This window comes from Leifsonia sp. 22587 (genome assembly GCF_052044215.1).
In the GTDB taxonomy this organism is placed as follows: domain Bacteria; phylum Actinomycetota; class Actinomycetes; order Actinomycetales; family Microbacteriaceae; genus Leifsonia; species Leifsonia shinshuensis_C.
Genome location: NZ_JBQENB010000004.1, coordinates 338,289 through 357,011 on the forward strand (window position 1 = coordinate 338,289; position 18,723 = coordinate 357,011).

At 71.9% G+C, this 18,723-nt stretch carries 16 protein-coding genes; 6 read left to right on the forward strand and 10 right to left on the reverse strand.

Annotated elements, in window-relative coordinates; genetic code table 11:
- Window positions 1-40: 40 nt before the first annotated feature.
- A complete protein-coding gene (locus ACTJI1_RS17420; RefSeq protein ID WP_310128699.1) occupies window positions 41-370 on the reverse strand; it encodes a ferritin family protein in 330 nt (109 codons plus the stop codon).
- A gap of 170 nt (window positions 371-540) precedes the next feature.
- Here ACTJI1_RS17420 and ACTJI1_RS17425 point away from each other — a divergent pair, with 170 nt between their 5' ends.
- The 4 genes from ACTJI1_RS17425 to ACTJI1_RS17440 all read left to right on the forward strand — a co-directional run bounded on the left by ACTJI1_RS17425 (window position 541) and on the right by ACTJI1_RS17440 (window position 4,950).
- Window positions 541-2,892, forward strand: coding sequence for a cell wall-binding repeat-containing protein (locus ACTJI1_RS17425; RefSeq protein ID WP_440743613.1), 2,352 nt, complete (start codon window positions 541-543; stop codon window positions 2,890-2,892).
- Between the two features lie 119 nt (window positions 2,893-3,011).
- Window positions 3,012-3,401, forward strand: a complete 390-nt coding sequence (locus tag ACTJI1_RS17430) for a VOC family protein (RefSeq protein WP_440743614.1) — start codon at window positions 3,012-3,014, stop codon at window positions 3,399-3,401.
- A 41-nt stretch (window positions 3,402-3,442) separates the two neighbouring features.
- Window positions 3,443-3,781, forward strand: coding sequence for a hypothetical protein (locus ACTJI1_RS17435; RefSeq protein ID WP_440743615.1), 339 nt, complete (start codon window positions 3,443-3,445; stop codon window positions 3,779-3,781).
- Window positions 3,782-3,822: 41 nt separating this feature from the next.
- Entirely contained in the window at window positions 3,823-4,950 is a 1,128-nt protein-coding gene (locus ACTJI1_RS17440) for an FAD-dependent oxidoreductase (RefSeq protein WP_440743616.1), read from the forward strand.
- Window positions 4,951-5,055: 105 nt separating this feature from the next.
- On the opposite strand, the gene hpaD is transcribed toward ACTJI1_RS17440, so the two are convergent.
- From hpaD to ACTJI1_RS17485, 9 genes are all read right to left on the reverse strand, one after another.
- Window positions 5,056-6,189 (reverse strand): 3,4-dihydroxyphenylacetate 2,3-dioxygenase, encoded by a 1,134-nt coding sequence (gene hpaD / locus ACTJI1_RS17445; protein WP_440743617.1) that lies wholly within the window; start codon window positions 6,187-6,189, stop codon window positions 5,056-5,058.
- Window positions 6,190-6,233: 44 nt separating this feature from the next.
- The gene (gene hpaE, locus ACTJI1_RS17450; protein ID WP_440743618.1) at window positions 6,234-7,781 is read right to left on the reverse strand and encodes a 5-carboxymethyl-2-hydroxymuconate semialdehyde dehydrogenase; all 1,548 of its coding nucleotides are present in this window, start codon (window positions 7,779-7,781) and stop codon (window positions 6,234-6,236) included.
- A gap of 26 nt (window positions 7,782-7,807) precedes the next feature.
- Entirely contained in the window at window positions 7,808-8,491 is a 684-nt protein-coding gene (locus ACTJI1_RS17455) for a GntR family transcriptional regulator (RefSeq protein ID WP_440743619.1), read from the reverse strand.
- On the reverse strand, window positions 8,473-9,906 hold the full coding sequence (locus tag ACTJI1_RS17460; RefSeq protein WP_440743620.1) for a fumarylacetoacetate hydrolase family protein: 1,434 nt from the start codon (window positions 9,904-9,906) through the stop codon (window positions 8,473-8,475). The genes ACTJI1_RS17455 and ACTJI1_RS17460 overlap by 19 nt, the downstream gene beginning before the upstream one ends.
- 89 nt (window positions 9,907-9,995) lie before the next feature.
- The gene (locus ACTJI1_RS17465) at window positions 9,996-10,805 is read right to left on the reverse strand and encodes an HpcH/HpaI aldolase family protein (RefSeq protein ID WP_440743621.1); all 810 of its coding nucleotides are present in this window, start codon (window positions 10,803-10,805) and stop codon (window positions 9,996-9,998) included.
- Window positions 10,790-11,593 (reverse strand): 2-oxo-hept-4-ene-1,7-dioate hydratase, encoded by an 804-nt coding sequence (hpaH, locus tag ACTJI1_RS17470; RefSeq protein WP_440743622.1) that lies wholly within the window; start codon window positions 11,591-11,593, stop codon window positions 10,790-10,792. Before hpaH ends, ACTJI1_RS17465 begins: the two co-directional genes overlap by 16 nt.
- 194 nt (window positions 11,594-11,787) lie before the next feature.
- Window positions 11,788-12,633 carry a hypothetical protein gene (locus tag ACTJI1_RS17475; RefSeq protein WP_440743623.1) on the reverse strand — a complete coding sequence of 282 codons (846 nt, stop codon included), beginning with the start codon at window positions 12,631-12,633 and terminating at the stop codon, window positions 11,788-11,790.
- The gene (locus ACTJI1_RS17480) at window positions 12,630-15,212 is read right to left on the reverse strand and encodes a DUF4062 domain-containing protein (protein WP_440743624.1); all 2,583 of its coding nucleotides are present in this window, start codon (window positions 15,210-15,212) and stop codon (window positions 12,630-12,632) included. Before ACTJI1_RS17480 ends, ACTJI1_RS17475 begins: the two co-directional genes overlap by 4 nt.
- An 83-nt stretch (window positions 15,213-15,295) precedes the next feature.
- Complete coding sequence (locus ACTJI1_RS17485) at window positions 15,296-16,177, reverse strand: helix-turn-helix domain-containing protein (RefSeq protein ID WP_440743625.1); 882 nt, start codon at window positions 16,175-16,177, stop codon at window positions 15,296-15,298.
- Window positions 16,178-16,278: 101 nt separating this feature from the next.
- Between ACTJI1_RS17485 and ACTJI1_RS17490 the strand changes: the two genes are divergently transcribed.
- A complete protein-coding gene (locus tag ACTJI1_RS17490) occupies window positions 16,279-17,178 on the forward strand; it encodes an oxidoreductase (RefSeq protein WP_440743626.1) in 900 nt (299 codons plus the stop codon).
- A gap of 112 nt (window positions 17,179-17,290) precedes the next feature.
- On the forward strand, window positions 17,291-18,694 hold the full coding sequence (locus ACTJI1_RS17495; protein ID WP_440743627.1) for an MFS transporter: 1,404 nt from the start codon (window positions 17,291-17,293) through the stop codon (window positions 18,692-18,694).
- The last annotated feature ends 29 nt before the right edge of the window (window positions 18,695-18,723 follow it).

Consider the following 18,723-nt stretch of genomic DNA (forward strand, 5'->3'; position numbering starts at 1 on the left):
TCCGACGGGAGGGGCGCACGGCGTGCTGCTCAGGCGTGGCTCACGAAGCGGGTGCGTCCTCGGCGGCCTCCTCGGCCTCCTCGCCGTGCTGGACGATGTCGCCGTCCTGGAAGAGGATGCCCTGGGCGGTCTCGCGCCACTGGGGCTTCGCCCGGAGCAGGAACTCGAGCTCCATGCTGAAGTGCTTGTACTCCTCCGCGAGCGAGTCGAGCATGATCGCGCGGGCGACCTCGTCCTGCTCAACGGCGATGCGCTGCTCGTACCAGCCGATCGCCTCCGCCTCCTCCGAGAGGCTGGCGCACATCCGTGCGAACGTCCGTGTCTCCGCGCTGAGTTCGCTCGGGGGCTCGTGATACTGATCCGTGGACATGGATCTCCCTTCGTCGGGCCCATCCAATGCCGGGAGAGCCGGCACAGCAAGAGAGCGAGCCCCGCACGGGGTGCCCCTCGTACTGGGGTAGAGCGAAACCGGCCGGATGGTTTTGACTGAGCAGGATGCTCGCATCATCACAGCGGGCCGCATTCGAAAGTGAGCCGCCCGTGCGTGATCGCGCCGCCGCCGTCCGTATCCCCGAACACTCGCAGACGGCTCCGCCGCGCCGCCGCCATCGCGTCGTCGCCGGCGTCGCCGTCGCCGCACTGACCGCGGCCGGAGTGGCCGCCGTCGGCCTCCCCGCATCCGCCACGCCGGGCACCGCCTCCTACGAGGTGGCGTTCTCGGCCGCCATCGGCATCTCGGTCACCGATGTCGCCATCGACTCGTACACGGCCCAGGCGTTCGCCGCGATCGACAGCGGCGTCGCCATCCTGAACGAGATGGACGGCAGCACCGTCGACACGGTCAGCCTCCCCAACACCAACAACCGGCAGATCGACGCCGACGCCACCCGTGCCCTGGTGTGGACGCTGGACCCGGCCACCGGTGTCCTGTCGCGGATCGACGAGCGCACGAACTCCGTGACGGGTTCCGTCCCGATCCCCGGCAACCCCCGCGACCTCGTCGTCGACCACACGACCGGGAAGGTGTTCGTCACGACGGGGACCCTCGGCACGGTCGTCCCGGTGAACGAGACGACGCTCGCCCTCGGCACGGCCATCACGGTCGGCGGCACCGCCTTCCGCATCGGCGTGGACTCGCAGGCCGGCCTTCTCTACGTCGTGAACGCCGCGGGACCGTCGGTCGTCCTCGTGGACGAGGCCGCCGGGTCGGTCACCGGCACGGTGCCGCTCCCCGCGGCTCCGCTGGCGCTCACCGTCGACGCGGACCACCACCGGGCGTACCTCGGATCCCTGGACTCCGACAGCGTCATGGTCGTGGACGGCGCCGGCAAGGCGCTCGGTTCGCCGATCGCCGTGCCCAGCGGCTTCGGCCACGGCGTCTCGGCGCTCGGGATCGACCCGACGACGCAGACGGTGATCGGACGCAACGCCAACCAGGTGTTCCGCATCAACACCGAGAACGGCGCCATCCGCACCTGGAGCAGCACCCTGGGCGCGTACGTGCTCAGCACCGACATCGTGGCCGACGTGTTCACGAACACCGTGATCTACGGCTCCGGTGCGGCGGTGACCGGCCTTTGGGAGCCGGTGTCGTTCCTCGGCAGCGTCTCCGGCGTCGTCCCGACAGGCTCGCCCTACTCGCAGCAGATCTCGAGCTGGTCGATCGACGCGTCGCCGCTGACCTTCGCGGTGACCAACGGGTCCCTCCCGCCGGGTCTGACGCTGAACAGCGACACGATCTCCGGTACGGCCACCACCCCCGGCTCGTACACCTTCGACCTGACGGCGACCGTGCCGAGCAACGGCGAGTCCGTCACGCAGACCTACACCCTCCGGGTGGTCACCGTGAACCGGACGGCCGGCAGCGACCGGTTCGCCACCTCCGTCGAGGTGTCGAAGGCCGCCTACCCCGACCCGGCGACCGTCGGCACCGTCTACGTCGCCAACGGCATCTCGTTCCCCGACGCGCTCTCGGGCGGACCCGCCGCCGCGCAGGACTCCGGCCCGCTCCTCCTGACCGCTCCCGGCTACCTGCCCGCGTCGGTCTCCGCGGAGATCGCGCGGCTGCATCCTGCTCACATCGTCGTGGTCGGCGGACCGGCCGTGGTGAGCGACGACGTCCTCACCACGCTGCGCGGGCTCTCGACCGACGTCCAGCGGGTCTACGGCGGCGACCGGTTCGGCACGTCGCAGGCGGTCATCCGGCACAGCTTCACCTCGGCGCCCACCGTCTACGTGTCCACCGGCCTGAACTTCCCCGACTCGCTGAGCGCGGGCGGCGCGGCGGGCAGCCTCCACGCACCGCTGCTCCTGGTGAACGGGAACGCGACCTCGGTGGACCCGGCGACGGCGCAGCTGCTGCACGACCTGGGTACGACCCACATCGTCGTCATCGGCGGCTCGGCCGTCATGTCGCCCTCCCTGGTCGCCGACTTCGCGCACTTCGGCACGGTGCTGCACCTGGCGGGCGTCGACCGCTTCGACTCGTCGCAGCAGATCGTCGAGACGGCGTTCGCCAGCAGCAACCGCGTCATCCTGGCCAACGGGCTCAACTTCCCGGACGCCCTCGGTGCGTCCGCCTGGGCGGGCAAGAGCGCTTCGCCGCTCTTCATCACCCTCGGCGGCTGCGTGCCGCAGCGCACGCTCGACGACATCTTCTTCCTGGGGGCGACCAGCGTCACCCTGGTCGGAGGCACGTCGGTGCTGGCGCCCGAGGTGGCGGGTCTCACGAGCTGCGGAGGCGCGTCGATCGTGGCGCCGGCCTACCCGGCCCTCGCTCCGGTGGTGGCCAAGAAGAGCGGCGGCTCCGCGAGCGGCTCGGTGACGTACGACCACCCGGTGGCCCCGACGCTCCCGGTCAACCCGCGCACGCACGGCGACGCGGGGCACTAGCCGGTCGGCAGCAGCACACGGGATGCCGCACATCGTCACTCGCGGGTGAGGATGTGCGGCATCGCCGTGCCGTCACCGCCGGCTTATGCGGCAGCACCGGATGCGGCAGGATGTCGGCCATGACGGACACGGACGGAGCCGGCATCGTCGGCGTCAGCACGATCGGCATCCCGGTCGCGGATCAGGACAGGGCGCTCGCCTTCTATCGCGACGTGCTCGGGTTCGAGGTCCGGGTGGATGCGCCTCTCCCGCAGACGGGCGGCCGCTGGATCATGCTCGCGCCTCCCGGGTCTCCGGTCTCGGTCTCGCTGGTGCGGGCGAGCGACGAGGCGCCCGCCGGGGTCGAGACGGGCGTGCGCTTCGCGGCGCGGGATGCGGGGGTCGCGCACGCCGCCCTGGAGCGGCAGGGCGTCGCCGTCGGCGAGCTGCTGCGCTGGCCCGGTGTCCCGGCGATGTTCGCCGCCCACGATCAGGACGGGAACCGGTTCGAGGTCGTCGAGGCTTCCTGACCCGGTTGCCACGCCACTAGGGTGTGGACAGGGGGTGGCGTATGAGCGCACTGATGGCGGAGTTCGAGAAGGATCAGCGGCGGCGCCGGAGGGTCGGGCTCCTCGTGGGGCTGGCGATCCTCGCGGGCGCCGGGGCGTGGATGACCGGGCCGTGGGGTGTCGTGCTGCTCACCCGGGGTGACGTCGTCGGCTGGCTGCTCGTCGCGGCCGGTGCCGTCCTGCTCGCCGCGGCTCTGGTGGCCGCCGTCGCGGCGCGCCGCCTGCATGTGCCGATGGAGAGTCTCCCGGGCAAGGCGAACCCGCGCTTCGGCGAGCCGGAGCCCTCGCGCAACCCCAACGGCGGGTACTCGCTGGTGGACTCGCAGCTCGGGTCGCACTAGCTGCGACCGCGCCGGGCCCCGCCCACCGATAGGGTGGCGGGATGGCCCCCAGCGTGATCGTCATCGGCGCCGGAGTCGTCGGCGCCTCGGCCGCCTGGTCGCTGGCGCGCGCCGGCGCATCCGTCCTCCTGCTGGAGGCGTTCGAACGCGGGCACGACCGCGGATCGTCGCACGGCGCCACGCGGATCTTCCGGCACGGGTACGCCGAGCAGGACTACGTGGCGCTCTCCGTCCGCGCCCTGGACGGCTGGAACCACCTGGAGCGGACCTCCGGGCGGCGGATCTTCGACCGCACCGGCGCCGTCGACCACGGCGCGCCCGAGGCGCTCTCGGCGATCGCAGAGGCGCAGGATGTGGCCGAGCTGCCCTACGAGTGGCTCACCGGCGCCGAGGCGGCCGGTCGCTGGCCGGGGCTGCGCTTCGAGGAGAGGGTGCTGTTCAGCCCGGGCGGCGGCCGGCTGCGTGCGGCGGACGCGGTGGATGCGCTGCTCGACGCTGCGGAGGCCGCCGGCGCGCGACTCCGGTTCGGCGTGCGGGCCTCCGGGATCGATCCGGACGGTGACGCTGTGGCCGTGACCGCCTCCGACGGAACGCACACGGCCGACCGGGTCGTGGTGGCCGCCGGTTCGTGGACGCCCGAGCTCGTCCGTCCGTGGCTGGCCGCGAACGGCGTCACGATCCCGACGGTCACCGTCACCGAGGAGCAGCCGGCGCATTTCCCACTGCGGCCCGGTCCCGCGCACGACGAGAGCAGGTGGCCGAGCTTCGTGCACCATCCCACCGCCGACGGCTCGCCCAGCGTCTATGGGCTGCTGACCCCGGGGGAGGGTGTGAAGGTGGGCTTCCACGGAACCGGACCGGCCGTCGACCCCGACCTGCGCGACCGGACCATCGACCCCACACGGCTCAGCCGCCTGCAGGAGTACGTCGCGGAGTGGGTGCCCGGCGTCGACGCCACGCGTCCAGAGGGCATCAGCTGCCTCTACGACAGCACGGAGTCGGAGGACTTCGTGCTCGACCGCGTCGGCCCGGTGGTCGTCGCGACCGGGTTCTCGGGTCACGGCTTCAAGTTCGGCCCGGCGCTCGGCGACATTCTGCGCCGCCTCGCGCTGGACGGCGAGCCCGCGGAACCGCGCTTCCGCCTCGCGGTCGCGTCGCCCGACGCGTGAGCGCGGCTCAGCCCGGACGACTGCGGCGATTCGTCACGTCTGCGCGTGCGCGAACGACCGCAGACGTGACGAACAGCGGCAGAAGGGCTCCCGGGCCCGGGCCCGTCAGACCTGAGCGCCGAGCTTGAAGCCCCGGGGCTCGTCCTCCTTGCGGGTGTACGAGAAGCCGTCCGCCCCGATCGTGACCTCCATCTCGGAGTCGTCGGTGCGGGTCGTCAGCGGCTGCGGGTTCCCGTCGAGGTCGAGCACGGTCGACGCCTCCGTGTACCAGGACGGCACGACGGGGTTGCCCCACCAGTCGCGGCGCTGGTTGTCGTGCACGTCCCAGGTGACGACGGGGTTGTCCGGGTCGCCCGTGTAGTAGTCCTGCGTATAGATCTCCACGCGGTGACCGTCCGGGTCGCGGAGGTACAGGTAGAACGCGTTCGAGACGCCGTGACGGCCCGGCCCCCGCTCGATGCAGTCGCTGCGGCGCAGGGCGCCGAGCTTGTCGCAGATGGCGATGATGTTGTGCTTCTCGTGCGTGGCGAAGGCGACGTGGTGCATCCGCGGGCCGTCGCCGCCGGTCATCGCGGTGTCGTGCACGGTCGGCTTGCGGCGCATCCACGCGGCGTAGGTCGTGCCGTGCTCGTCCTGGATGTCCTCGGTCACGCGGAAGCCGAGGTCCTCCATGTACTTCACGGCACGCGGGACGTCCGGGGTGACCTGGTTGAAGTGGTCCAGCCGGACCAGCGCACCCGGCGTGTAGAGGTCGTAGCGCCACGCCAGACGCTCCACGTGCTCCACCTCGTAGAAGAACTCGTACGGGAAGCCGAGCGGGTCCTCGACGCGGACCGAGTCGCCGATGCCCTTCGTGAACCCCTCGCTGCGCCGCTCCACCCGGCAGCCGAGCTCGGTGTAGAACTCCACGGCGCGGTCCAGGTCCTCGGGCGTGCGCACGCGGTACGAGAACGCCGCGACGGCCGCCACCGGGCCCTTTCTCAGCACGAGGTTGTGGTGGATGAACTCCTCGAACGAGCGCAGGTAGACGGTGTTCTCGTCCTCCTCGGTCACGACGAGGTCGAGCACGTCGACGTAGAACTCGCGGCTGGCCGCGAGGTCGGTGACGACGAGCTCCATGTACGCGCAGCGGACGACGTCCGGCGGAGTCGCCTTCGGCGTCGGGATGCGGTCGGTGGGGGCCGGGATCGGGTCGGCTGCGGTCACGATGGGCTCGGGCGAGCCGGGGGTGATGGTCATGGTGGTGCTCTCTCTGCGCTGAGGGTGGGTCGGTACGGGGGAGGTCAGGCGTCGCCGGCGTCCTCGGCCGCCTCGGCGGCCTCCTCGGGCTGGTGCGCCGTGGCGCCGAACCGGGCGGTGTGGACGGGGCCCAGTGTGATGTGGACCGCCTGCTGGTCGGTGTAGAAGTCGATGGAGCGGTAGCCGCCCTCGTGCCCGAGGCCCGACGCCTTCACCCCGCCGAACGGGGTGCGGAGGTCGCGGACGTTGTGCGAGTTCAGCCACACCATCCCCGCCTCGACGTTCTGGGCGAAGGTGTGCGCGCGCTCCAGGTCGCTGGTCCAGATGTACGCGGCGAGGCCGTAGCGCACGCCGTTGGCGAGTTCCAGCGCCTCCTGGTCGGTATCGAACGGGGTGATGGCGACGACCGGTCCGAAGATCTCCTCCTGGAAGATCCGGGCGTCGGGGGCGACGTCGGCGAAGACGGTCGGGGCCACGTAGTTGCCGTGGTCCAGGCCCTCCGGGCGGCCGCCGCCCGCGAGCAGCCGGCCCTCCTGCTTGCCGAGCTCGACGTACGACATGACCTTCTCGTAGTGCTCGGGGTGCACGAGCGCGCCGACCTCGGTCTTCGGGTCGTGCGGGTCGCCCACGACGATGTGCTTCGCCCGCTCGGCGTACCGCTCGAGGAACTCGTCGTAGACCGGACGCTCGACGAGGATGCGCGAACCGGCCGTGCACCGCTCGCCGTTCAGCGAGAAGACGCCGAACAGCGTCGAGTCGATGGCGGCGTCGAGGTCGGCGTCGGCGAAGACGACGGCGGGGGACTTGCCGCCCAGCTCCATCGAGAGCCCCTTCAGGAACGGCGCGGCGTTCGCGAAGATGATCTGGCCGGTGCGGCTCTCGCCGGTGAACGAGATGAGCGGCACGTCCGGGTGCTTCACCAGCGCATCCCCGGCCTCCTCGCCGAGACCGTTGACGAGGTTGAAGACGCCGTCGGGAACGCCGGCCGCCCGGAAGATCTCCGCCCACAGGCTGGCGGAGAGCGGCGTGAACTCGGCGGGCTTCAGCACGACGGTGTTGCCGGTCGCGAGGGCAGGGGCGAGCTTCCAGCTCTCCAGCATGAACGGGGTGTTCCAGGGCGTGATGAGCCCGGCCACGCCGATCGGCTTGCGGTTCACGTAGTTCAGCTGGCTGCCGGGCACCTTGTAGGCGTCGTCCGCCTGCGCGACGATGAGGTCGGCGAAGAAGCGGAAGTTCTCGGCAGCGCGCTGCGCCTGCCCCAGCGCCTGGGTGATCGGCAGGCCGGTGTCGAAGGTCTCGAGCTCGGCGAGCCGCGCATCCTGAGCCTCGACCGCGTCGGCGATCCGGTTCAGCACCCGGGCGCGCTCGCGCGGCTTCATCCGGGGCCATGGGCCCTCGCGGAAGGCGCGGGTGGCCGCGGCGACGGCGAGATCGATGTCCTCCTTCTGCCCGGCGGCGGCCTGCACGTAGACCTCGTTCGACACCGGGTCGAGCACGTCGAAGGTCTTGCCCGACACGCTGTCGACGAAGCGGCCGTCGATGAAGTGCTGGATGCGGTCGGGAAGGTTCTCGGGGATGTGGTGCTGCGCCATGCGCGGCCTCCTGTCGGTGGATGCGGTCAGTGCTGCTGCTTGTGCTCGCTCTGGTACGCGTGGAGCGAATCGAGGGTCGCCAGCCGATGGCTGCGGGCGGCGAGCTCGATCTCCAGCGGATCGGCGCCGGATTCGATCAGTGCGAGGATCTGCTCGTGCTCGTCGACCGACTCGCGGGCGCGGCCGGGCACGAAGCTGAAGGTGGAGTCGCGCAGCACGGTCAGGCGGTTCCAGCCGCGGTGCACGAGGTCGAGGATGTGCGGGTTCGGGCACTCCTCGAACAGCACCGCGTGGAACTCCTGGTTCAGCTGCGTGAACCGGTGGGGGATGAAGTCGTCGAGACACGCGATCATCTCGCGGTTGATCATCCGGGCGCGCTCGATGTGGTCGCCGTCCAGCAGGGGAGCGGACATCCGCGTCGCCGCGCCCTCCACGAGAGCGAGGGTCTCCATCGTGTACGTGTACTCGGCCTCCTGCAGCAGGGCGACCTGGGCGCCGACGTTCTTCTCGAACGTCACCAGCCCTTCCGCCTCCAGCCGCCGGATGGCCTCCCGGACCGGGACGACGCTGATGTCGAGTTCGCCGGCGATCTGTCCGAGCACCAGGCGGAACCCGGAGACGTACCGGCCGTCGTCGATGCGCGTGCGGATGAAGTCGTAGGCGAGCTGCGACTTGCTCGGGGACGCCTGCTTCAGTGCTGCGTCGACCATGCGCGGTACCTCTCTCTCCACTCGGCGTTCATCGGGAACAGCCCGTCGACCGGGTGGCCCGCGGCGACCTGCTCGGCGATGAACTCCTCTTCGCGCTCCTGCTCGATCGCGTCGGCGACGACCTCCTCGACCAGGGCGGGCGGGATGACCAGGAGGCCGTCCGCGTCGCCCACGATCACGTCGCCCGGCTGCACGGTCGCGCCGCCGCAGGCGATGGTGAGGTCGGTGTCCCAGGGGACGTGCTTGCGGCCGAGCACCGCGGGGTGCGGACCGTTGTGGTAGGTCGGGATGTCGAGGGAGGCGACCACGGCGAGGTCGCGCACGCCGCCGTCGGTGACGATCGCGGCGGCGCCGTTGACCTGCGCGCGCAGGGCGAGCACGTCGCCGACGGTGCCGCTGCCGCGCTCGCCGCGGGCCTCGATCACGAGCACCTCGCCGGGGCCGACGGCGTCGAACGCGCGCTTCTGAGCGTTGTAGCCGCCGCCGTGCGAGCGGAAGAGGTCCTCGCGGTTCGGCACGTAACGGAGGGTGCGGGCCGTGCCCACCACGCGCACGTCGGGCCGCGTGGAGGTGAGGCCGTCGATGGAGACGTTGTCGAGGCCGCGCTTGCGAAGCTGCGAGCTGAGGGTGGCGGTGGCGACGCTGTTGAGCTTCGCGCGCAGCTCGTCGGTGAGCGTCCAGGCGGGTTCGGGCTGCGTGCCGTAGGCCTCGGCGCGCTGGAGATCGTCGACGCTGGGCTTCGTGCCGAAGTCGCCGAACGGGATGGTGCCCTCGGTGATGTGCGTCACCAGGCGGCCGGTGCTCGGCGCGCCCGGGGCGCAGGGCGCATCCACCTCGACCTCGACCGTGTCACCGGGCGCCGTGACGGACGAGCCGGCGGGGGTGCCGGTGAGGATCACGTCGCCGGGCTCCAGGGTCATCAGCTGCGAGAGGTCGGCGACGAGCCGGCCGAACGGGAAGAGCAGGTCGTCGGTCGTGCCCTCCTGCACCAGCTCGCCGTTCAGCCAGGTGCGGACGCGGAGGGCGGCGGGGTCGAGCTCGCCGGCGGCCAGGACCTCCGGGCCGAGAGGGGTGAAGCCGTCGCCGCCCTTGGAGCGGACGTTGGACCCCTTGTCGGCGGCGCGCAGGTCGTAGAGGCCGAAGTCGTTCGCAGCGGTCACGCCGGAGATGACGGACCAGCCGTCCTCGGGGGAGACACGGCGGGCCGCCCGTCCCACGATGAGGGCGATCTCGCCCTCGAAGGCCAGCAGCTCGGTGCCGGCCGGGCGCTCGAGCTCGCCGCCGGTGGCGGCCACGGAGGACGACGGCTTGAAGAAGTAGGAGGGCTGGGCGGGGGTGCGGCCGCGCTGCGCGGCGCGCGAGCGGTAGTTCAGGTGCACCGCGATGATCTTGCCGGGCCGGGGGATGTCCGTCACGGGTGGTGGCTCCTCATCGTCGGGGATCGGTCGGGCGGGACCGTATTCGAAATGATATACGATCCGTGCCGGGGCGTGCAATGTGCTCATTAGGATGCGGCCGCCGGCGCGTCGGGGGAGGCGCCGACGAAGCGGTCGGCCAGTGCCTCGGAGGCTCGGGCGAGCAGGGTCACGTCCGCTCCGACGAGCACGTAGGCGGCGCCCGCCGCGGCGTAGCGTTCGGCGGTGGCCGGGTCGAACGCGTTCACCCCGACCGGCGTGCCCGCCGCGTGGCCGGCTTCGATCACGCGCTCCACGGCGGCGACGACGTCGGGGTGGTTCTGCTGGCCGAGCAGGCCCATCGACGCGGCCAGGTCCGCGGGGCCCACGAGCAGCGCATCCACACCGTCGACCGCGGCGATGTCCGCGGCCGCTTCCAGTCCGTCGGTCGTCTCGATCTGGACGGTCAGCGACACGAGGTCGCTCGCCCGTGCCAGGTAGTCCGGGATGCGGCTCCAGCGCGACGAGCGGGCCAGCGCGCTGCCCACGCCGCGCCCACCGTGCGGCGGGTAGCGGACGGCTCGGACCATCGCCTCCGCCTGGGCGCCGCTGTCGACCATCGGCACGAGGATGTTCTGAGCGCCGAGGTCGAGCAGCTGCTTGAGGATGACCGTGTCTCCGAACGGTGCCCGGACGACCGGCACGGCCGGGTACGGCGCGACGGCCTGCAGCTGGGCCAGGATCGACTCCAGGTTCACGGGGGAGTGCTCGCCGTCGATCAGCACGATGTCGAGCCCGCTGCCCGCGCAGATCTCCGCGACGAGCGGGCTGCCGGCGCACGACCACATCCCGTACAGGGTGCGATCCGCCTGCTTCAGGCGGTCGGCGAACGTCGGCGTCGGGTCTAGACGAATCGGCATGTGACGGCTCCCAGGGTTCCGTAGTCGGCGTGGACGGTGTCCCCGCGCTCGACCCACATCGGGCGCGTGAACGACCCGGCGAGGACGATGTCCCCGGCCTCCAGGCGCGTGCCGTGCTGGGCGAGCTTGTTCGCGAGCCAGGCGACGCCGGTGGCGGGGTGGTCGAGGACGGCCGCGGCGACACCCGACTCCTCGATCGTCTCGTTGCGGTAGAGCAGCGCCGAGACCCAGCGCAGGTCGACGGCATCCACCGCGACCGGGCGGCCGCCGACGACCATGCCGCCCATCGCGGCGTTGTCGGAGATCGTGTCCACGATCGTGCGCCCCTGCATCTCGATGCGGGACGACAGGATCTCGAGCGCCGGGAGGACGTACTTGGTCGCATCCAGCACGTCGAACAGGGTGACGTCGGGGCCCGCGAGCGGCTCGGCGAGCACGAAGGCGAGTTCCACCTCGATGCGCACGTTCGAGAACTGCTCGAACGGGATGACGGATCCGGTCTCGTAGACCATGTCGGCGAAGATCGCACCGTAGTCGGGCTCGGTGATCCCGGTCGCCTGCTGCATGACCTTGGAGGTGAGGCCGATCTTGCGGCCCACGAGTCTGCGCCCCTCGGCGAGCCCGCGCTCGACCCACAGGCGCTGAACGGCGTAGGAGTCCTCGACCGTCATGTCCGGGTGACGCGCGGTCAGCAGCGGGACGGTTGTGCGGTCGCGCTCGGCGGCGGCGAGTTCGTCGGCGATGGCCTGGATGGTCGGGCGATCGAGCACTCGGAATCCCTTCGACATCGGAGGAGGGGGCGGAAGGCCCCGAGTGGATCGTATATCTTCCTGTACACCTCGGCCAGGCGCGCGATCGTAAATGCCTTCATCGAGCGAAGACCGGACGATCGTCGACACGCTGCGGCAGGACGGGCGGGGCGACTTCGACGCGGAGTTCCCGCGCGCCCATATCGAACCTCGCGCGGTGGAGCTCGACTCGCCTAGCTAGGGCCGCCTTCGGTATACCGCGCGCCTGCCCGCAGGCGCCGCCGCTCCGCCCAGACGTAGAGGGCGAGGTACACGACGAATGCGCCCGCCAGGCCGCAGACCAGCAGCGGGGCGGAGGGGCGCGACCACAGCAGTTCGCCGCCGCGGAGCAGGAGCGCCAGGAGGATCGCGGCGAGGCTCACCAGCTGCGCCTGGAAGATCTGGCGGAACGCGCTCCACCGGGCGTCGCCGAGCATCCACACGTTGACCATGCCGGGCAGCGTCAGGATGGCGCCGCAGACCCGGGCGGTCAGGGGTGTCAGCGGCCACGCCCACATCGAGATGGCGAGCTGCGGGGCGACGAACAGCACCAGCCCGACGACCAGCGAGCAGAGGCCGATCAGGGCGAGCAGGATGCGCAGCCACCGCGGGAGCGTCGCATCCGGCTCGGCGACGGCCTGACCGGGATCCTCGCCGCGATTGACGATCATCGCGGCGAGCACGAGGAACGGCGTCGTCACGTACAGCGTCACCCACACGATGAACGACAGGTGCCCGAAGTGGAAGCGGTCCCAGTGCAGGAAGGTCGCGACCGCGAGCAGCGTCGCGAACAGCAGCACGGCGGGGAAGCCGTGACGGACGGCGTGCCAGCGGTTGGGACGCACCACGTGAACGAAGAACACGATGCCGCCCACGTAGGCGCTCCCGAGGAGCATCGCGGTGATCGGGGGCAGGATCGTCCAGGCGAACAGCTTGTCCGTGGTGTCGGCCAGCGGGTAGAGCAGCACGACGGCGGCCACCAGGAACGGGATGATGATCGCGCCGACGACACGCGTGAACGGGTGCACGCGGTCGGTCACGGGCTCAGGCCCTCCGCCTCGGCGACCGCCTGGTCCGCCGGGAGCGACCGTCCCTCGGCGACCGCCGCCTCGAACGTCTCCGCATCGACTCCGGCCGTGCCGCCCGCGGCGAGCATCCGGTCGACGAAGAGCTGGTGGAACGAGAACGCCGGGACGTTGTGCAGCCCTGTCCGCTCCCGCAGCGATCGCGACGCGCCGAGCAGCCGGCCGGCCCGCCGGGCGTCGCCCGCGAGCGCCGCGACCGCCACCATGCCCTCCAGCCCGTAGGCGATCCCCTCCGCATGACCGAGCCGGCTCGACAGGGCGAGGCACGCCGCGAAGTCGGATGCGGCCCCGGCCGCGTCGCCGAGCAGCAGACGCGCCCACCCGCGGTGGTGCTGGGCGATGGTCACGCCGAGCTCGTCCCCGTTGTCGCGGGCCAGCTCCAGGCTCTGCTCGAAGTGGGCGAGCGCCGCATCCACCTGCTGCCGGAGCAGCGCCACGCGCCCCAGCATCACCTGCGCCATCGCCTCGCCCCAGCGGTCGCCGGAGCCCCGGAAGAGGTCGAGGCTCCTCGCCATCGCGTCGTCGGCGGCGGCAGGGTCCGGGCGGGGGGAGGCGAGCACCGCGAGCGCGAGCGAGATGAGCGCCAGCGCCTCGCCGTCGTCGACCCCGGTCCGGTGGAACAGGTCGGCGCTCTCGGTGAGGCTCTCCGCCACCGTCCCGGCCGGGTCCTGCCAGAACGTGATCGCCTGCGTGAAGTACAGCGCGATCGCGCGGGTGCGGTCGTCCAGCGGCTCGTCGGCGGCGAGGACCTCGTCCATCCAGCCACGCACCTCGCCGAGCAGACCGGCGATCCACCAGTAGACGTAGAGGCTCCAGGCGAGCTGGGCAGCGCCCGGCCAGTCGCGCCGGTCGAGCAGGTGGCGGACGGCGGCACGGAGGTTCCCGGTATCCGCCCCGAGGCGGACCACCCAGTCGTGCTGGGCGGCGCCTTCGAGGGCGGCGTCGGCGCGCTCGCCGAGGGCGAGGTAGAACGCCGCGTGGGCGTCGCGCACCGCGTCGAGCGTCCCGTCCTGCTGCGCCCGCTCCAGCGCGTACTCGCGCACCGTGGCGAGCAGGGAGAACCGTGCGGCGTCGGCGTCCTCGTGCTGCCGGACCAGGCTGTTGTCGACCAGCGCGGCCAGGGCGGGCAATACGTCCACGACCTCCCCGTCCACCGGCACGGCCGCAGCGACGGCCTCCGCCGCCTCCAGCGAGAAGCCGCCCTCGAAGACGCCCAGCTGGGCGAGCAGCGCCCGCTCGGGGCGGTCGAGCAGCTGGGCGCTCCAGTCGATCGTCGCCCGCAGGGTGCGCTGCCGCTCGGGCAGGTCGCGTGCTCCGCCGACGAGCAGGGGGAGGCGACGGTCGAGCCGTCGCGCCAGCTCGCGGGGCGGAAGCACCCGAACGCGCGCGGCCGCCAGTTCGAGGGCGAGGGGGAGGCCGTCCAGCGCCGTGCAGATCCGCGCCACGTCGTCGGCGTTCTCCGGGGTGATCTCGAAGTCGGGGCGGACGGCGTGCGCCCGCTCCACGAACAGCGCGGCGGCATCGTCGGCGGGCAGCGGTCCGAGCTCGTACCGGCGCTCGCCGCCCACGCGGAGGAGCGAGCGGCTGGTCACGATCGCCGCCGTGCCGGGAGCGGCCGCGAGCAGGGCGGTCACGACCGGCGCCGCCGGGAGCGCCTGCTCGAAGTTGTCGAGCAGGAGCAGCAGGCGGCGGTCGCGGAGGGCCGTCGTCACCTTGTCGGCCAGAGGGGCGTCGCCGGTGTCGCGCACGCCGAGCGCCTGCGCGAGCGCGCCGATGACCCCGTTCTCGTCGCGCGCGGGGGCGAGATCGACGAAGACGGCGCCGTCGGGGAAGCGGTCGCCCGGATCGGCGGCCGCGGCGAGCGCCAGCCGGCTCTTGCCCATGCCGCCGGGGCCGGTGATGGTGATGAGCCGGGCGCCGCTCGCGAGCATCCCGCGGATCGCCTCCACATCCGCCGCCCGCCCGATGAGTCGGGTCAGGGGAGCGGGCAGGGCCGGCGGCTCGGCCGGTGCCTCGGGGACGAGCGGTTGCGCGGGAGCCGTCGCGACGCGGCTCAATTCGAATCGCTCGGCGAGCAGGATGGCCAGGTCGGCCTCCAGCAGTACCTGCAGCTCTTTGGGCGATTCGATGTACTTGAACGACGCCCGGTCGTCGTTGCGGATGCGGTCGAGGAGCTCGGACAGCCGCGGCTCCCGGCCCGGTGCCGGGTCCTTGATGTAGATCAGCCGGGGCAGCTCGGGCGGGCACAGGTTGTACTCGTCCTCGAGACCGGAGACCTGCTCCTCGGGGGCGACCCAGCCGTACCGCTCCCAGTACAGGCCGACGAAGACGTCGCTCTGCTCGAGGTAGGCGCGGTACAGCTCGCGCGGCGGGTGCGGGCGGGCGCCGAGTTCGAACATCACGGGGGCGAGGTGCAGGCGCTCGATGGCAGCCCGCGCCGCCCGGCGTTCGGGGGCGAGCTCCTTGAGGGTCGAACTGACGAAGACCCGCAGCCTCTGGTCCGGCGTGCGGATCACGCGAGGCGTCGCGCTCATGCACGCATTCTGTTGCACGGGTCCGCTTTCGCACCAGGGGGCATGCGCCCCGGGCAGCGGCTGATCCGCGGCGGGACCGCGCCCTACTTCGCCCGCAACCGACCCGCCGAGGCCGTGGTCACGGTCGGGGCCGCGCCGTCCGCCGCCACCTCATCCCGCAGCGCCTGCAACGCGGCGGCGGAGGCAGACCCGGGCGACGCGTGGTAGATCACCAGCAGCTGACCGCCGGAGTCGCCGATGGGCAGCTTCTCGCGGCGGAGCTCCAGCATCCCGACCCGCGGATGGTCGAGCCGGGACGCGCCGCCCCCGAGCCCCTTCACGTCGTGGCGGGCCCACAGGCGCCGGAAGTGGTCGCTGCTCAGCGACAACTCGCCCACCAACTGCGCGATGCGCGGATCGTCGACATCGCTGCCGATGGAGGCGCGGAGGGACGCGATGATTCCCGCCGTCGCCTGCTCCCACTCCGGGTACAGCGCCCGCTCGTCCTCGTCGAGGAACACCGAGCGCAGCCGGTTGGCGCCCGGCCGGAGGCTGGGGGAGAGGGCCGTCGCCAGCGAGTTCGCGGCCAGGACGTCGAACATCCTGTCCTCGACGAAGGCCGGAAGGTCGATGACGTCGAGGAGTTGCAGGATGCCGGCCGGCACGGTGCGGCGCGGCGGCCGGCGCGCCCTGGTCGGCTGCGGATCGGCGAGGCTCAGCAGGTACGCCGTCGCGGCCGCGTCCAGCTCGAAGACGCGCGCGAGCGCCGTGAGCACCTGGGCGGAGGGATGACGGTCGCGTCCCTGCTCCAGCCGCAGGTAGTAGTCGGCGCTGATGCCGGCGAGCGTGGCGACCTCCTCGCGGCGCAGGCCGGGAGTGCGCCGGACGCCGGTGACGCGGAGACCGACGGACGCCGGGTCGACCAGCTCGCGCCGGGCACGGAGGTACTCGCCGAGGGAGTTCGGTTCGGAGCGGGAGGAGGCCACGGCGAGAGTCTAGGATCGCCGGATCACCGCATCCAGGTCCTCGTGCCCCCAGGATCGCGGCGGCACTGCCTGGCCGATCGTGGGCGGCGCAGAGTGAAGGCATGACATTCTCCGACCAGTTCCTTCGTACCGACCTCCCCGGCCGCACCGACCTCCCAGGCCGCGTCTTCCGCGCCGGCGACCTCGACCTCACCCGCGTCGGGTACGGCGCCATGCAGCTCGCCGGGCCGGGCGTCTTCGGACCGCCCGCCGACCGCGACGGAGCCATCGCCGTGCTGCGCGCGGTCGTGGAGGCAGGGATCACCCACATCGACACCGCCGAGTTCTACGGCCCCCACATCACCAACGAGCTCATCCGCGAAGCCCTCCACCCGTACCCGGACGACCTGCACCTCGTCACCAAGGTCGGCGCCGAGCGCGACGCGGAGGGCAACTGGCCCCACGCGCGCGAGCCGCAGCAGCTGCGCGACCAGGTGCACCAGAACCTCCGCTCGCTCGGGCTGGAGGCGCTCGACGTCGTCAACCTCCGGGTCGGCGGCTTCCAGCGTCCCGAGCCGGGCTCGCTGGCCGAGCAGTTCGGCGCGCTCGCCGACCTGCAGCGCGACGGGCTCATCCGCCACCTCGGCCTCAGCACGGTGGATGCCGCACAGCTGGCCGAGGCGCAGTCCATCGCCCCGGTGGTCACCGTGCAGAACTTCTACAACATCGCCAACCGCAAGGACGACGCGCTGATCGAGCTGACCGCGAGCCAGGGCATCGCGTACGTGCCGTACTTCCCCCTGGGCGGCTTCAGCCCGCTCCAGTCGGACGTGCTGGCCTCGGTCGCGCAGCGCTTGTCGGCCACGCCGCTCGCCGTCGCCCTCGCCTGGCTGCTCCAGCGCTCGCCGAACGTCCTGCTGATCCCGGGCACCTCGTCCGTAGCGCACCTTCACGACAACATCGCGGGCGCCGGACTCGCGCTCCCGGAGGACGCGATCGCCGAGCTCGACGCGATCGGCTGAGGCGTGGAGGGGATTCGGTCAGCTACCCGTTGCGTCGGATCCGAAATCGTATATCATTGCCGCACGGAGCGCCGCTCCGGACAACGATGTCGCACCCCGGGAGTACACAACGATGAGCACATCCCCCTTCACCCCCACCGGCAGCATCCGCTCGCAAGCGGACCGCCGCCGCGTCGTCTTCGCCACAGTGATCGGCACCACCGTCGAGTGGTACGACTTCTTCATCTACGCCTCGGCGGCCGGACTCGTCTTCGGCCAGCTGTTCTTCGCACCGGCCGGCCCGCAGTTCGCGACCGTCCTGTCGTTCCTGACCGTCGGCGTGAGCTTCCTGTTCCGGCCGCTCGGCGCCTTCCTCGCCGGCCACTTCGGCGACCGCTACGGGCGGCGCCAGGTGCTCGTCGTGACCCTCATCCTGATGGGCCTCGCGACGGCGCTGGTGGGCCTGCTGCCGACGTACGAGGCGATCGGCATCGCCGCGCCCATCCTGCTCATCCTGCTGCGTGTGCTGCAGGGCATCTCCGCGGGCGGCGAGTGGGGTGGCGCGGTGCTGATGGCCGTCGAGCACGCACCGACGGCCCGGCGCGGCCTGTTCGGCGCGTCGCCGCAGATCGGCGTTCCGCTCGGCCTGCTGCTCGCCTCCGGCGCCATGGCGCTGATGACCGTCATCGCCCCCGGGGACGCCTTCGTGGCCTGGGGCTGGCGCGTGCCGTTCCTGCTCTCCGTCGTGCTCATCGTGATCGGCTACTGGGTGCGCCGCCGGGTCGAGGAGAGCCCGGTCTTCACCGAGATCGCCGAGCGTCGTGAGCGCACGCGCATGCCGATCGTGCAGGTGTTCCGCAAGCACGCCCTGCTCGTGATCGTCGCGGCGTTCGTCTTCGCGGGCAACAACGCGGTGGGCTACATGACCACCGGTGGCTACATCCAGAACTACGCGACCAACCCGGAGGGTCCGCTCAAGCTCGAGCGCGGGCCGGTGCTGTGGGCGGTCGCCGCGTCGGCCATCACGTGGCTGGCCGCGACCTGGTTCGCCGGCTGGCTGAGCGACCGCATCGGACGCCGCACGACGTACATCGCCGGGTGGATCCTGCAGCTGGTCGGCGTGTTCGTCCTGTTCCCGCTGGTCAACACGGGGAACGTGGTCCTTCTGTTCCTGGGCCTCGCGATCCTCACGATCGGTCTCGGCTTCACCTACGGGCCGCAGGCGGCGCTGTACTCGGAGCTGTTCCCGGCGTCCATCCGCTTCTCGGGGGTGTCGATCTCGTACGCGATCGGCGCGATCCTCGGCGGGGCGTTCGCCCCGACCATCGCGACCGCGCTGGTGCAGGCGACGGGCACGACGCTCTCGGTCACCTGGTACCTGGCCGGGATGACGCTGCTCGGCCTGCTCGCGACGCTCCTGCTGCGCGACCGCACCGGCATCGCGCTCGGGCCGGACCACGAGGCGGAGCAGGCCGTGAGCCCGATCCGCGGATTCTCCCGTGAGCCGGAGCGCGAGGGCGCGACCGCGCGCGGCTGACACCGCTTAAGGGACGGCCCCGGACGGCG